Below are 15,900 nucleotides of genomic sequence, written 5' to 3' on the forward strand. Positions count from 1 at the left end.
AGCGCAGCGGATGATACAATCCGAATTGACATTATTTGCCGAGTTCGCTCTGCAAAGCCTCGTTGTCCGCCAACACTTTATCCGCCATATCCTTTCGATATTGCTCGTATCGTTCTTTTAATTCTTTATTGAAAGCAGCCCCGATCTGTACCGCAAAGAGAGCCGCATTTTTAGCCCCGTCCACAGCCATCGTCGCCACAGGCATGCCGGACGGCATCTGAACGATGGCGAGTAATGAATCGACGCCCTTAAGAGCCGTCGCATTAAGAGGAATACCAATAACGGGAAGCGTTGTAAAGCTTGCCACAACCCCCGGCAAATGAGCCGCCGCGCCGGCACCGGCAATAAAGGCGATGGCACCTTCCGCTTCAAGGTGTGTTACGAAGGACCGCACAGCCTCCGGCGTACGATGAGCCGAAGCAATAACCATTTCATAGGAAATATTAAATTCATCCAATACGGCAGATGCCTTCTTCATTATGTCCAAATCGGACTTGCTGCCCATGATGATACCGACCTTCATAGAACCTCCTAATAAAAAAGCCCAGCCTGAATAGACCGGGTCAAATGCGCACAGATAGCCTCCGAAGATTCACTTGTTAATTGTTGATAAAAGCGTTTCATGGTGCTACCTCCTTTTGGTAGCTAAATTGTAACACTCACAAGACCTTCGGTCAATAGTTTTTCGAATAATTAATATATAAGCTTTTATTATCGTTCGATATATAATGAACAATAGAATGATCAGAGATTAGTTCCACGAAAAGCTCAGATGATACGTCAGATACTCCGCTTCGATTGACATAGTGTCATCAAATTCTTTTATGACACTATATAATCATGTTTCTCATATGATTTCCAGCATACAAAAAAGAGACAATCAATTCATAGAATCGATTGTCTCTTTTATTTAAATTCCGAACGATATGTTCTTTTATACATCAGCAACCATATATTTATAAACCAGCTGCATCACGATCTAATGCGCCGCACTTTCAAAAGCGGTTTTCAACTCACCTACAGATTCGGGAATATAATCCACGATAGATGACATCAACGCATACATCAGGGCAGGCTCGAAAGCATCATCCGCACACATATATACGCAGTCCAGATATAAACTGGAATCCTGCTCGTCAATGTAAAGCTTATAATTCTTATACGTTGCATTTTCACGATTGATAAGCGCATTTAAGGCGGTCATATTCTGAGCCGTCACCTTTTCAGGGCCCAAAACCAAACGGATAACGCTGTAAATACTGTTATCTAAGATCACAAATAACGGCATATCCCACAATGGAGATTTGATGTACGAACGATATACGACAGTACCGTCTTCATCTTCAAAATCCTTGCGTTCAAAAGATGTTATCTGCTCTTCTTTCATAAATTTGTCAAAGGCTAGTGCTTTCGGATTCATAACGACCTCTATTTAACTATGCCCGCTACCTTGAGAATACCTTGATGTACCTCATCCAAATGAGGCTGGATTACACCTAATAAGATATTCACCAGTACGCTAGGATCAAACTGTTCATCCAATGTAGGAACGGAAATATCCATATATATATTACCGTCTTCATTGCTTACATAATATTTAGATACTTTATATTCCTGATTTAATGTATTCAATTCCTCTAACACGGAAGGAATCATATCTTTTGCAACAGATGTCGTCGTAATCGCTACACGCACATAGGAAAATGCGGAATCATCCATTACGATAAACACAGGCAGGCTGTTTTCATGCACATCTAAACGACCGTGATATACAACTGTATTTAAATCATCGGTCAATTCCTCCTTGAGAAACCAACCGTTACCTCCTTTTTCAAGGTCTGCTACAAGTAAATCAAATTTTTCTGCTTTGTGATTCATAATACCCTCTACAACTAATGACAAGACCACACACACATCAGTCTTCTAAAAATACACAACCATTATCCTTGAATTCTTTGATACGCACCAATGACTCTACACGGAATCCCGCATTTTCAAGGCGTTCACGTCCCGGCTGAAAGGATTTTTCGATGGCAATCGCCATACCTACCACTTCATCGCCTGCTTCCTGTACCAATTTAGCCAGACCCATAGCGGCCTCACCGGATGCCAAGAAATCATCGATGATCAATACCTTTTCACCGGCGGGCAAGAACTTTTTGGAAATCGTGATTTCATAGTTTTCTTCCTTTGTATAGGAATAGACAACGGAATGATATACCTCATCCACCATGAGAATCGATTTTTTCTTGCGTGCAAATACCAACGGTACATCGAGTTCCAATGCGGCCATCAATGCTAATGCGATACCCGATGCTTCTATGGTGACAATCCGTTGTACCCCCGCATCACGATAGCGATCTGCAATTTCCTTTCCGATGGCTTTGAACAAATGCGGATCAATTTGATGATTCAAAAATCCATCTACTTTTAACACGCGATTATTGAGGACGATGCCCTCATCTCGAATGCGTTGCTTTAATAATTCCATGTGCTTATACCTCCGTATAACTATCTTTAAATTTTAACGTAAATAGGGGCTCAGGGTCAATATATATTGAAAGCACATTTCATATATTATTTAAAAATAAAACTATGCACTATGCCTTATTAAAATATAAACTGCATTTCAAACTCCACATGAGAAATTTGAAATGCAGTTCAGCACAATCAGTATAAAGTATATATTTATAAAATTTTATCTCGATTGCTTTCCTTATTTACAAGCAGTGCCGTAAATCGTGCGGCCCCCTCCGATTGCGGCACCAGTCGGGAACGTACTAGGACGATATCTCGAGTCGGCACAGGGATATCCGTATCGATACGCACGATAGCGCCTTCCTGCATTTTTTCCTGAACCACATGACTCGGCAACATAGCAATCCCCATGTTGATTTCCACGAGGTCCAGCAACACATCGACACTGCCAAGTTCAAAACGAGGCTTGCGGCACGCACCATGAGTCACTTCGTCAAAGAATGTCCGACTTGCAGTTCCCTTTTGCAGTAAAAGCATCGGTTCATTCAGGAGGCGCCCCTGATCAAAGAATCCGGCCCCTTTATATTCATGACCGCCTACAAAAACATCTTGAATTGTCGCTAAAGTGGTCACCTCCAGCTGAGGATTTTCCCGCAAACCTTCGTAATCATTGACCACGGCTAACTGCGCTTCCTTATCGAGCACCAGCTGCACACAGTCCGGTGACGGTTTATTGATGATATGCAAACCGATTTCGCTTTCCTGTAACTGCCATTTATGAAAGTAGGGCAACAGAAAATGACGGCACAAAGTATCCGTAGCTGCCAGATTTAAACTTTCATAAGCCTGATTCACGCGTTCCTGCAGTTGAGTAACGCCATTATCCAAAATGGAAAACGCCTTTGCCACCGTATCAAAAAGTTCCTTGCCTTCCGGTGTAAAGCCTACGGATTTTGTGGTCCGCACGAAAAGGGGCATATTGAGTTCCCCTTCCAACTGTTTAATACTTTGACTGATGGCGGACTGAGACACACCGAGTTCCTTCGCTGCACGAGAAAAAGATAAATACAAACCGACACCTAAAAAAGTTCTGTATAAATCTGCAGATACTGCCATTTTATTCACCTCTGTTATATACTAATAATGGAACTTTGTATAAATTAATACATACGTCAATCCAAACTCTTTATCTGACAGAATGCTCAGCTCATCCAGCAAAATGCTCAGCAATCACGTAGAGTTCTTCATGAATCTCAAGTCTTATGACCTTCATGAATTTTTCACATTTATTAGAAATTCTAATCTTTTTATTAATAAGATTATCTTTACTTATAAGTCTAGACCGATTATACTAATTTTGTCAACTCCATAAACGGAATTTATACATTTGAGGAGGCTACAATGGCTATTCAACGCTTATTCGTAACGAAACGAGAATCTTTCAGTCAAGAATCAGAACGTATGTTACACACCTTACAGCAGGAACTATCCTTGCCGGCTACGGCGGTAACAATCTATGAACGTTATGATATCGAGCATCTATCCGAAAAGGACCTGGAAAAAGCCAAAAATCTTATTTTCTCCGAACCTCCGGTAGATACAATCATGGATACATTACCGTCTATAGACGGCCTTGTCTTCGCTGTTGAATATGTACCGGGACAATATGATCAACGAGCGGACAGTGCGGAGCAATGCATCTCCATGCTGACCCTTACATCGGGACACATCGTGCGTTGCGCCCGTGTATATGCCATAGAGGGGACTTTCACGGAGGCACAAAAGCAGGCGATCAAAGCCTACTATATCAATCCCGTGGACTCACGCGAAGCAAGCCTCGATATGCCGAGCACATTGGCCCTTGACCTGGAGGAACCGAAACCGGTGGCGACCATCGACGGTTTCACAGAGATGAGCGATGATGATTTAAAGTCCCTCATCGACAAATACGGTCTTGCTATGACCATAGCGGATCTTCAATTAATCCGCCGGCAATACGCCGATGTGGAGCGTAGAAACCCGACGATTACGGAAATTCGCCTCTTCGATACCTACTGGTCCGATCATTGTCGTCACACTACATTTATGACGGAATTGACGGATATCACCATCGAAGATAATCGTTTCACCGGTCCTATCAAGGAAGCCCTCGAAGAGTATATGAACGGCCGCAACGAATTATATGTGTCAAAAACAAAGGCCCGTTCTCTCATGGATATGGCCACCCTAGCCGTAAAGGAATTGCGTCATGCAGGCGGCTTGACGAATCTGGACGAGTCAGAGGAAATCAACGCATGTACGATTATCGTGCCCGTAGATGTGAACGGGACGACCGAGGAATGGCTTCTCTTATTCAAAAACGAAACACACAATCATCCTACTGAAATCGAACCGTTCGGCGGTGCCGCCACATGTCTCGGCGGATGTATCCGCGATCCGTTGAGCGGTCGCGCCTATGTATATCAGGCTATGCGCATAACCGGAGCCGGCGACCCGCACACAAGCCTGGAAGATACATTGAAAGGTAAATTACCGCAGAAGAAAATCACCCGCGAAGCAGCTCGCGGCTATTCCTCATACGGCAATCAGATCGGTCTCGCCACAGGTGAAGTAAAAGAATACTACCATACCGGCTATGTAGCGAAACGCATGGAAATCGGCGCCGTTATCGGTGCCGCTCCACGCAATCAGGTACGCCGCGAAGAACCCGTTGCAGGTGATATCATAGTTCTGTTGGGCGGAAAAACAGGTCGTGACGGTTGCGGCGGTGCAACCGGTTCCTCCAAGGAACACACAACGGAATCGCTCGCAACTTGCGGTGCGGAGGTACAAAAAGGGAACGCCCTCACGGAGCGTAAACTCCAACGCCTGTTCCGCCGACCGGAAGTAACGACACTCATCAAACGCTGTAACGACTTCGGTGCAGGCGGCGTATCCGTAGCCATCGGAGAATTAACGGACGGTGTCACCATCAATCTTGATACGGTCCCTAAAAAGTATGCCGGACTTGACGGTACGGAACTCGCCATTTCCGAATCTCAAGAACGTATGGCCTGCGTCATCGCCCCTTCCGATATAGAACGGTTCAAGAAGTTCTGCGATGAGGAAAATCTTGAATGTACAGTCGTCGCCGATGTAACAGATACGAATCGTCTCATCATGAACTGGAAAGGCGAGACTATCGTCGACATCAGCCGTGACTTCCTCAATACGAACGGAGCAAAACAGCAACAGGCCGCCATCGTAACCGCACCTGATGAAAGGTCCTATTTCCGTCGCGGTTCCGCCAGTGCGGACAACTTTAAAGAGCAATGGATCGCGGCCGTATCCGATTTAAACACGGCATCGCAACAGGGACTTGTCGAATGTTTTGACAGTACCGTAGGGGCCAACACGGTACTCATGCCATTCGGCGGTAAATTCCAGAAAACGCCGACCCAGGGCATGGTAGCAAAATTACCTGTTCTTCATGGCGAAACGACGACTGCCAGTATCATGACGCACGGGTTCGTACCGGAATTATCGGCCTGGAGTCCATATCATGGAGCGCAGTACGCTGTACTTTTATCAGTTGCTAAACTCGTAGCCCTCGGCGGCAATCGCAAAAGCGCATATCTTACATTACAGGAATATTTCGAGCATCTTACGACAGCGGAATCCTGGGGTAAACCGGTATCAGCCCTCTTAGGTGCCTACAAGGCGCAAAAAGAACTGGAAATCGGTGCCATAGGCGGTAAAGACTCCATGAGCGGAACCTTTATAGATCTCACGGTTCCTCCTACACTCGTATCCTTTGCGGTAGATACGACATCCGCCAAAAACGTTGTAAGTCAGGACTTAAAAGGCGTGGATCATCGCCTAGTATTCTTCGATGTGCCTCGAACCTATAACGATACGCCGGACTGGGATCGCTTCAAGGAAAACTGCGATATCTTGCAGGAAGAAATAGAAAAAGGTCGCATTTACTCAGCCTATGTTGTTGACCATGGCGGTATTCCCGAAGCCGTTACCAAAATGGCCCTCGGCAACAATATCGGTGTGAAGTTCGACAAATACGCCGAGCGAGTTCTTTTCCAACCGGCCCTTGGCGCTTTCATCGCAGAAGTGGATATCAAAGCAGTCAACCACCTGTTAGAACTGTTGGATTTAAAGGTTATCGGCGTCACACAATCCGATCCGGTTATCGAGTGGAACGGTCAATCCGTATCGCTCAAAGAGGTACAGGCAGCATACGAAGCTCCATTAAATGATATCTTCCCTATGTATGCAAAAAACGGTACAGATGAAGCCGTAGCATATATTCACGATCAACACGCGAAACCTCGCAGCACATCCTCAGGGGCAAAACCGAAGGTACTTATCCCTGTATTCCCTGGTACAAACTGCGAATACGATTCAGCCCGTGCCTTTGAACGGGCCGGTGCCGATACGGACATTGTCGTCATCAGAAATCAGACACCGGAACAGCTCAAAGAATCCATCGATGTGATTAAAGATAAATTAGCACAATCGCAGATTCTCATGTTCCCCGGCGGCTTCAGTGCCGGAGACGAACCGGACGGATCCGGTAAATTCATGGCCACCCTCTTCCGCAATCCATACCTTGCGGAAGGCCTTGAAAATCTCCTGTACAAACAAGACGGTTTGGTACTCGGCATCTGTAACGGATTTCAGGCGCTCATTAAATTAGGCTTATTACCAGGCGGACATATTGAAACATTGACGGCGGATCATCCTACATTGACATACAATACGATTGGTCGCCATATATCCCGCATGGTTCATACGAAGGTAATTTCTACAAAATCACCATGGATGAGCGAAGCGAAAGCCGGAGAAATCTACACGGTACCGATTTCTCATGGCGAAGGTCGCTTCATCGCCTCTCCTCAGCAGGTGTTGGAATTCAACAAAACAGGTCAGATTGCCACACAATACGTCGACTTTAACGGTATTGCCTCGATGGACAGTCGGTTCAATCCGAATCAATCCGTAGCCGCTATCGAGGGCATTTACAGCCCTGACGGTCGCGTATTCGGCAAAATGGCCCACTCCGAACGTTGCGGCGCGGATATCAGCAAAAATATTCGGGGCAATTTGGAACTGCCTATATTCACATCCGGCGTAAGCTATTTCAAATAATAAATATGTGATTCATAGCCTGCTCTTTTGAGTAGGCTATATCCTTACAGTTATAACCGTATTAATGACTCTCATACCGCCTTTTGAAAGCTGTTCAATTCATAAATCTTCCCGAAATCAATCGAAAAATCAGCATTCAAAGAGTTATCATATTGATTTTTTTCGAAAATATTAGTATTATAAAGTGTCAATATAATTTATAATCATGATGATTCACGTGAATCTATATGTATACAAATGTGAGTGAAGAAAGGATTTTATTATGCATTGTGCTCAGAAAATGACTCATCATATCTACTGGATCGGTAGTAATGACTGGACGACTGAACGTTTTGAAAACTTATTCCCCATCCCAAACGGCGTAAGCTACAACAGCTATTTCATCGACGATGAGAAAACTTGCGTTGTAGACAGCGTGGATGCAGAAATCCGCGAAGAATACTTTGACAACTTGACTCACCTTCTAAATGGCCGCGAACTCGATTACATCGTGGTAAACCACATGGAACCGGATCATTGCCAGACATTACTCGAAACATTACAACGCTATCCAAATTGTAAATTGGTCGGTAATGCGACTACATTCCGTATGTTCGAGCAATTCTATCGCACGCCGATGCCTGATAATTACTATTTGGTAAAAGAAGGCGACGAAATCTGCCTCGGCAAGCACACACTCGTATCCTATACGATGCCTATGGTTCACTGGCCAGAGGTAACATGTACCTATGAAAAATCTACAGGCACCTTGTTCTCCGCTGATGCGTTCGGTACATTCGGCACCATTAACGGCAACATTTTTGCGGACCAAACCGATTTTGTTGCGACCTATGAGGAAGAAGCTCGCCGTTACTACACCAATATCGTCGGAAAATACGGTCCTCAAGTGCAAAATGCGATTCGTAAAGTATCCGCTCTTGAAATCAAACGTATTGCCCCACTTCACGGCCCGATCTGGCGTACACCGGAAACAATCCAGTATATCTTGCAGAAATACATGCACTGGTCCAGCTATACGGCTGAGAAAAAAGGCGTTGTTATCGCCTTCGGTTCCATGTACGGCAACACCCGCGATATTGCACAACAATTGGCAAAGCAGTTAGCGAAACGCGGTATTCCGGACATCAAAATCTACGATGTGTCCAAAACTAACGCATCCTACATCATCGCTGATGCATGGAAATACACAAATTTGGTAACTATCGCGCCTACGTACAACTTGAATCTGTACCTCACCATGGAAAACTTCATCCATGAATTGAAAGCGCTCAACTTCCAAAATCACAAAGTATCCATCATCGGCAATCACTCCTGGGCATCCGCTGCGATGAAAATGATGGTGGCTCACTTTGAAAATGATTTCAAAGATATAGAAATCATATCTGAGCCGCTCGATATCAAATCCTCTTTAAAAGATGAGGATCTTCCGTTAATTGAGAAGATGGCGGACGATATCAAAGCATCCATCGATGCAGCAGATATCAAGGATGTACAGTAATATCCGGATAACAGTAAAAGCCACCCCATCGGGGTGGCTTTTACATCATAAATTCACCGGATATAACCCAATTCACCATTATATCTACGCATCAGAAAACCGGATGAATCTTCTATTTTTTCCTTGACATGGACAGCCCTTTTTCGTATACTATTTGAGTAGCTGTAAAACAACAGAATACATGGAGAGGTGTCCGAGCGGCTGAAGGAGCATGATTGGAAATCATGTGTGCGGTTATACCGTACCCAGGGTTCAAATCCCTGTCTCTCCGCCAAAACAAATAAGACCCTAGGTTTAACCTAGGGTCTTATTTTTATGTATTCTCTTTGCTACGCTTTCAATAATTTCAGGATTCGTCCTACAGCAACCACCGATAATATTCGCCCCCGCCTTTCGCCAGGTATCAATATAATCAATGAATGTTGTTTGACCACCGGACCAGGTTTTGGTAACACCGTCATAGGTTTCACCTAGATTCGGATAGACTGCGACGGGTTTATCCGTGACGGAGCGAATATCCTTGATCAACGACTCCACATATTCAGGTGCCGTACAATTTATACCGATGCCCGTTACAGGACGTACTTTATCAATCATACAGGCACATTTAATAATCGTTTCTCCGCTGGAGATATGATGTCCGTCCTTACAGGAGAAGGATATCCACGCGGGAATTCCTCTTGTCGTAAACGGATCCGATAAAGCCCTTGCAATAGCAATAGCTTCATCATAAGACGGCACTGTTTCACATGCGAGTACATCCGGATTCTCTTCGCAAAAAAGAGCCAGGCGAGGAATATGGAACACCTCAAGATATTCCGTTTGTACTCCATAATCACCACGATATTCGGATCCATCCGCGAGAAAAGCCCCATAGGGACCTACAGAAGCGGCTACCAAAGGTTTAGGCAATGCCCCTTCCGAATAATATCGAACCCCATCAGCAGTTTCTTCGCCGAGCCTAATCCCCCTTAATGTAAGAGCCCCGCTCGCCTTTGCTTCTATAAACTCGTTCCGCGCTTGTACGGCAAGACGGACGGATAACTTTACAAGATCCAGCGCCTCTTCCGTTCCATACCCATGAGCCTTAAAGGCCGCTACGGTAGCTTGATAGCCGGAGCTTTCAATAATATCCGCTCCGGCCGCCAAGTACGAGATATGCACCTTTTTGATGATATCCGGATTTTCGATGAGCATTTTAGATGACCACAGTTCATCATGAATATCACAGCCATGGCGTTCCAGCTCGGTACCAAAAGCACCGTCCAGCACGAGTTGTCCTCTCTCCTCAATAATATCTAAAAATGCACTTCGTCTAGCCATTACATCACCCATTCTAACCATATCTCATATCACGAGATGCGTGTCTCAAACTATACATTGACCTCTATCTTCTGCCATACTGATTTATTTCAAATTCTCATTCCATACCTCAAAAATAATAAAGCCCCTATTAATAATGGATATACACAAAATCAATATATCTATAGGGGTAATATACACATATCATATCATCGCACATATACGAGGTCAATAATCCCAATTATATAAATAGGTTTTAAAGCAATATAACTTATAACTATAGCGGAGACACACCTCAGACCGCACACCCCCGAAGCAATAGTTAAAAATCCCCGTAACTATGCACGGAATAGATTTAACTTTAATCAACAGCAGTATAGGTCAAAAGCAACTATATACCGAAATTCGCTATGTACCGAACCGCTTAATAATACACCAACCATAGTAGCAAAAAAGAACTCCCTTTGAAAAATCTCAAAAGGAGTTCTTTTATGAATGAAAGATATTCGCAATCTATAAAGATATTCGCAATCTATAACGACTCTATTTTGCTACTTTTTTCTCTTTTATGTACATAGCAACCTTATAAAGGAATGTACATAGTAACAAGTACATTACGATACCAAGATATGTAGCTTCCGGTGTTTCCACCCATGTTTCGGCAAATACATTGACCCCGGCAATGCGAAGCACCGCACTGAATAGAGAACCGATTGCACCACCGGCAACAAGACCGGATGCGATTGTACTGCCTTTAGAGAAACGAAGATCAGCTAACGCTTTATCTTTTGTACTGTTTTGTACAAGGTAGGAAATCAAACCGCCAATAAGTAGAGGCGTATTGATTTCCATCGGCAAATATGTACCGAGAGCAAATGCCAAAGGCGGAACCTTTATCATCCACAAGATAACGGCAAAGAATGCACCGGCCATATATAAAGGCCACTGAGCACTACCGCCCGTCATCATCGGTTCGATAATGGCAGCCATGGCATTCGCTTGCGGAGCATTAAGAGCATGATCCCCTACGAATCCGTATGCGTCGTTCAAGAGAATCATAACGCCGACGGAAAGAACAGCGCAAAGGATGGTACCGACGATTTGCCATTGCTCCATTTTCTTAGGTGTTGCACCTGTCATATGCGCCACTTTTAGTTCGGACATGAAGTTGCCGGCCATACCGATGGTCGTACCGATAAAGGATGCCATCATGAGGACCGCAACCATACCAACTTTACCTGTCATACCTGCTGTTGTCAAACATACAGCGGAGATGATGATCATAAAAATCGTCATCCCTGAAACCGGTTCCGTTCCTGTATAAGCGATAGAGCTGATGCCGACTACAGCCAACAGGAAGGACATGATAAGGACAATAAGGAACGCTACAATAGTTTGAGCGAAGCTTTCAGCATACATCACATGGAAATATGCGGCAAATAAAACCGTACACAACAGGATACCTGCACCGATCCAAGACGTAGGCACGTCGCGTTGCGTGCGAAGCAAATTAACATCCACCGTCTTGGAGCTGAAAATATCGAGAACCGCATTTTTAACGACGCTGGCCACGACCTTGGACATCGTTAAAAGCCCGATAATACCGGCCATAGCAAGCATACCGATACCGATATGACGTACATAATCAAGGAAAACCTTACGAATAGGCGCATCCCCTAAAAGGACCTCCTGTCCGTTGATGTGCATCACATGTTCCGGTGCCAAGAAATAGACAATCGGGATACATACAAACCAGGAGAAGAAGGAGCCCGCAGCGATGATAGCCGCATAACGAAGTCCCGTAAAGTAACCTAACCCGAGCAATGCAGCATCCGTATCGACAGCGGCAGATATTTTCGTCTTATCCGCTAAGATAGCGCCCCATTTAAAGCTCATGGTGCGAATAACCTCTTGCCACCATCCTAAACTGTTGAGGATAAAATCGTACAGCAAAGCGACAAGACCGGAACCGATCATGAGTTTTGCCCTGCTGCCTTCATTACTCATCAATACTTCCGCAGCGGCACGACCACTTGGGAACGGATATACATAATGCATTTCCTCTACGAAATAGCGACGGAACATAACGCATAATAAAACACCTAATACACCACCGAGTATAATAGGAATCGCCATTTGTGCAAAGGATACATCCGTTACACCCCAAATATAAAGGGCCGGCAGAAAGAACATGGCCCCTGCCAATGTGTTCGTACTGGAGCTGGCAATCGCCTGAATATGAACGGTTTCAGCAAAAGCATTTTTCCGTTTCAAGATAACCGCCGTCCCCATAGCGAGCACGGATACCGGTGCAAAGGCATCTACAGTTTGACCGATTTTCAAGCATAGATACCCTACGGCCAGTGTAAAAATTGCCGCGTAGAACAGACCCCAGAATACTACATAAGAATTGATTTCCGTATAGTCCTTCTTAGGATCCAACACAGGTTCTACGGGCGGAATTGAACGAATTTCGTCCGACATGGTAAAACCTCCTCACATAACATTAATAGAGTCGTATATCTATTCACCTTTATACTATCACGGCATTATACATGATTCAATTACTTTATATGCATAACAGGAATATTTTTACACTTTATGATTCAATATATTTTGCATTTTCTCCGCCTCTGTTCTACAATGAAAGTATATTAGACATCTTTATTATGTAACGGCATAACAAGTACTGACATGTATAACACGTATGTTTACTTACAAGGAGGCTCATTATGGAACCAATGGTTGAACGTTTTGTACGGTATACGAGTATAAATACACGGTCTAACGAAGAAAGCACGACTATCCCAAGCACACAAACGCAGGTGGATTTTGCCACTAATGTACTGGTACCGGATTTGAAAGCTATCGGCCTTAACGAAGTCATCTATAACCGTGACAACGGTTTTGTTATCGGAACCCTCAATGCCAATACGGATGAGCCGGCCCCTTCTATCGGCTTTATCGCACACATGGATACAGCGGACTACAATGCGGAAAATATCAAGCCGCGCATCATTGAAAACTACGACGGCAGCGATATCTGCCTCAATAAAGAGCATCAGATTTTCACGCGTCGTGCGGACTTTCCAAATCTTAAAAATTACATCGGCAAATCCTTAGTTGTAACAGACGGGCTTACATTGCTCGGCGGCGACGATAAGGCGGGCATCTGTGAAATCATGGAGGCACTCTCCTATCTCGTGGCCCATCCGGAAATCAAGCACGGTAAAATTATGTGCGCCTTCGGTCCCGACGAGGAAATCGGCACCGGCGCCGACCATTTCGATGTATCTCAATTCCCTGTAGACTACGCATACACAATCGATGGTGAAAGCCTGGGGCAGCTTGAATACGAAACATTTAACGCCGCCGGCGGAACCGTTACTCTGAAAGGCGTATCCGTTCATACAGGCACTGCCAAGGGTATCATGATAAACTGTGCTAAACTGGCTATGCAGTTTGATGCACTGCTACCGGGTACAGCGGTTCCTGAACACACAGCAGGCCGGCAGGGATTCTTCATGCTCATGAGCATGGAAACGCAAGTGGACACAGGCAAAATGAACTACATCATCCGCGACCACGACAAACAGTTATTTGAAGCGAAAAAAGCTTTCTTTATACAGGCAGGTCAAACGCTAAACGATATTTACGGCCGCGAAGTCTGCGAAGTTTCTGTCAAAGATCAATATTACAATATGTACGATATCATCAAAGATAATATGGAATGTGTAAACGTAGCCAAAGCGGCGATGAAAAAAGCCGGTATTACACCGCTTTGCGATCCTATCCGGGGCGGTACGGACGGCTCAAAGATTTCCTTCATGGGCATTCCTACGCCGAATATCTTTACGGGTGTGGAAAACCTTCACGGTCGCCATGAATTCGCCTGCATCGATGACATGAAAAAGGCTGTGGAAGTTATCGTCAACATCGTGAATATAGAAAAATAGTTTATACATGTCATAACCTTTTATATACATCATAAACATAAACTTCTAAGACAAATAGTATGGGGAAAAACCTTATAATACTTTCCCAAACTGAACAGCAATAACAAAGCCCTCTATCCAAGAACCGGATAGAGGGCTTTCATTATATACATCGCAATATAGGCAATTAAATTTTCAAATACCTATTTACCGAACATTTTAAAAGTATTATCTATACGTCATTAGCCGTTTTAATAAGCGATTAAACCTCTTTCGCCAAACGTTTACGATTTTTAATCTCCTCTTCTTCGGCACGAGCTTTCAAAGAAAGATCGTTATCGGTTCCCACAAGGCGACCGTATAGAAAATAATACGCAGCAAATGCCACGAGAGCTACCACAACGGTGAGTTGGAACATGCTGGTATATCCAACTATTTCTTTCACCCCGCCGAGTATATATGGCCCGAATCCGAGGCCCATATCAAGAGCGATAAAATAGGTAGATGTCGCCACGCCGATACGATGAACCGGTACGATTTTAACGGTTACCGCCTGTCCGTTGGACATGAATGTACCATAACCGAGACCGACGAATACGGCGGACAATAATACAATCCACGTAGAATCGGCGATACTCAACAAAAAGATACCGAATGCTAAGGAGATAAAACAAGGATACAACACGAAGTTTTCCCCTTTCATATCAAAGAGGAGACCCAGTAAAGGGCGTGTGATCGTAATGACCACGGCGTATACGACAAAGAAGAACGTGCCCGCCATAATGAGATTAATCTCACGCGTATAGGATGCCATAAAACCGATAACACCGGAGTAAGAAAAGCCCACCAACACGGACACGAGGCTGATAGAATTCATGCGAGGTTCAATATAATCGGAAATTCTGATACCCTTATGGCTTTCAGACTCAATGGCAAGCTTCGGTTCTTTAAATTTCATGATAACCGCCCCGACCACACAAAGTATAATGAGGGCTACACAGAAAGCAATGATAAAATCATATCCGACGGTGTGAAGCATGAGAATCCCGAGGAATGGACCTACCGCAGCGGCGAGAGATGTGGACAGCCCGTAATAATTGATACCTTCCCCGCGACGGGACATAGGAATAATAGCGGCCACGATCGTACTCGTCGCCGTAGATGTAATACCGTAAGCAAAACCGTTCAAGAATCGTACGCTATCAAGAATCAAAAGATTCGGTGTATAAAAGTACATCGCTGTAGATGCCAGATAAATAAAAAGTCCTACATAGAGCATTTTACGACATCCGAGGACACTGATAAAGCGCCCCGCCAGGAGTCGTGCCACAACGGTACCGATAATATAAATGCCTACAGCCAAGCCGGCCTGGCTCGCCGTAGCATGAAGTGTATCTTTTGCAACAACTGCAATAATAACAATCAATAAATAATAAATTAAAAATACAAGAAAATTAATCACCGTATCGAGGACAAACGCCTTCGTCCATAAGGCCTCTTTAGCCTTATCCATAATATCAACTCCAATTCTCACGTAATTGTCAA

Annotated in this window: 11 protein-coding genes and 1 tRNA gene; 4 read left to right on the top strand and 8 right to left on the bottom strand. The window is 44.4% G+C overall.

Features of this window, described 5'->3' with window-relative positions:
- Positions 1-31: 31 nt before the first annotated feature.
- The 5 genes from purE to HMPREF1521_RS08365 form a co-directional block, all read right to left on the bottom strand.
- Positions 32-523 carry a 5-(carboxyamino)imidazole ribonucleotide mutase gene (gene purE, locus HMPREF1521_RS08345; RefSeq protein ID WP_038118094.1) on the bottom strand — a complete coding sequence of 164 codons (492 nt, stop codon included), beginning with the start codon at positions 521-523 and terminating at the stop codon, positions 32-34.
- Positions 524-979: 456 nt separating this feature from the next.
- Positions 980-1,420, bottom strand: a complete 441-nt coding sequence (locus tag HMPREF1521_RS08350) for a hypothetical protein (RefSeq protein ID WP_038118096.1) — start codon at positions 1,418-1,420, stop codon at positions 980-982.
- Positions 1,421-1,428: 8 nt separating this feature from the next.
- Positions 1,429-1,878 (bottom strand): hypothetical protein, encoded by a 450-nt coding sequence (locus HMPREF1521_RS08355; RefSeq protein WP_038118099.1) that lies wholly within the window; start codon positions 1,876-1,878, stop codon positions 1,429-1,431.
- Between the two features lie 37 nt (positions 1,879-1,915).
- A complete protein-coding gene (locus tag HMPREF1521_RS08360; protein WP_038118102.1) occupies positions 1,916-2,491 on the bottom strand; it encodes a xanthine phosphoribosyltransferase in 576 nt (191 codons plus the stop codon).
- A 197-nt stretch (positions 2,492-2,688) separates the two neighbouring features.
- Positions 2,689-3,594 carry a LysR family transcriptional regulator gene (locus HMPREF1521_RS08365; RefSeq protein WP_038118105.1) on the bottom strand — a complete coding sequence of 302 codons (906 nt, stop codon included), beginning with the start codon at positions 3,592-3,594 and terminating at the stop codon, positions 2,689-2,691.
- A 285-nt stretch (positions 3,595-3,879) separates the two neighbouring features.
- On the opposite strand from HMPREF1521_RS08365, the gene HMPREF1521_RS08370 reads away from it, so the two are divergent.
- The 3 genes from HMPREF1521_RS08370 (at position 3,880) to HMPREF1521_RS08380 (ending at position 9,392) form a co-directional block, all read left to right on the top strand.
- The gene (locus tag HMPREF1521_RS08370; RefSeq protein WP_038118108.1) at positions 3,880-7,620 is read left to right on the top strand and encodes a phosphoribosylformylglycinamidine synthase; all 3,741 of its coding nucleotides are present in this window, start codon (positions 3,880-3,882) and stop codon (positions 7,618-7,620) included.
- Between the two features lie 262 nt (positions 7,621-7,882).
- A complete protein-coding gene (locus HMPREF1521_RS08375; RefSeq protein WP_038118110.1) occupies positions 7,883-9,118 on the top strand; it encodes an FprA family A-type flavoprotein in 1,236 nt (411 codons plus the stop codon).
- A gap of 183 nt (positions 9,119-9,301) precedes the next feature.
- Positions 9,302-9,392: transfer RNA gene (locus tag HMPREF1521_RS08380), tRNA-Ser, on the top strand.
- Positions 9,393-9,412: 20 nt separating this feature from the next.
- Here HMPREF1521_RS08380 and mmuM read toward each other — a convergent pair.
- Positions 9,413-10,441, bottom strand: a complete 1,029-nt coding sequence (gene mmuM, locus HMPREF1521_RS08385; RefSeq protein ID WP_038118325.1) for a homocysteine S-methyltransferase — start codon at positions 10,439-10,441, stop codon at positions 9,413-9,415.
- Positions 10,442-10,963: 522 nt separating this feature from the next.
- Entirely contained in the window at positions 10,964-12,904 is a 1,941-nt protein-coding gene (locus HMPREF1521_RS08390) for an OPT family oligopeptide transporter (protein WP_038118113.1), read from the bottom strand.
- Positions 12,905-13,152: 248 nt separating this feature from the next.
- Here HMPREF1521_RS08390 and pepT point away from each other — a divergent pair, with 248 nt between their 5' ends.
- Positions 13,153-14,376: a peptidase T gene (gene pepT, locus HMPREF1521_RS08395; RefSeq protein WP_038118116.1), complete on the top strand. Its 1,224-nt coding sequence runs from the start codon at positions 13,153-13,155 to the stop codon at positions 14,374-14,376.
- Positions 14,377-14,617: 241 nt separating this feature from the next.
- On the opposite strand, the gene HMPREF1521_RS08400 is transcribed toward pepT, so the two are convergent.
- A complete protein-coding gene (locus HMPREF1521_RS08400) occupies positions 14,618-15,868 on the bottom strand; it encodes an MFS transporter (RefSeq protein WP_038118118.1) in 1,251 nt (416 codons plus the stop codon).
- Positions 15,869-15,900 lie beyond the last annotated feature (32 nt).

The sequence above is a fragment of the Veillonella sp. AS16 genome (genome assembly GCF_000517785.1).
Lineage (GTDB): Bacteria > Bacillota > Negativicutes > Veillonellales > Veillonellaceae > Veillonella > Veillonella denticariosi.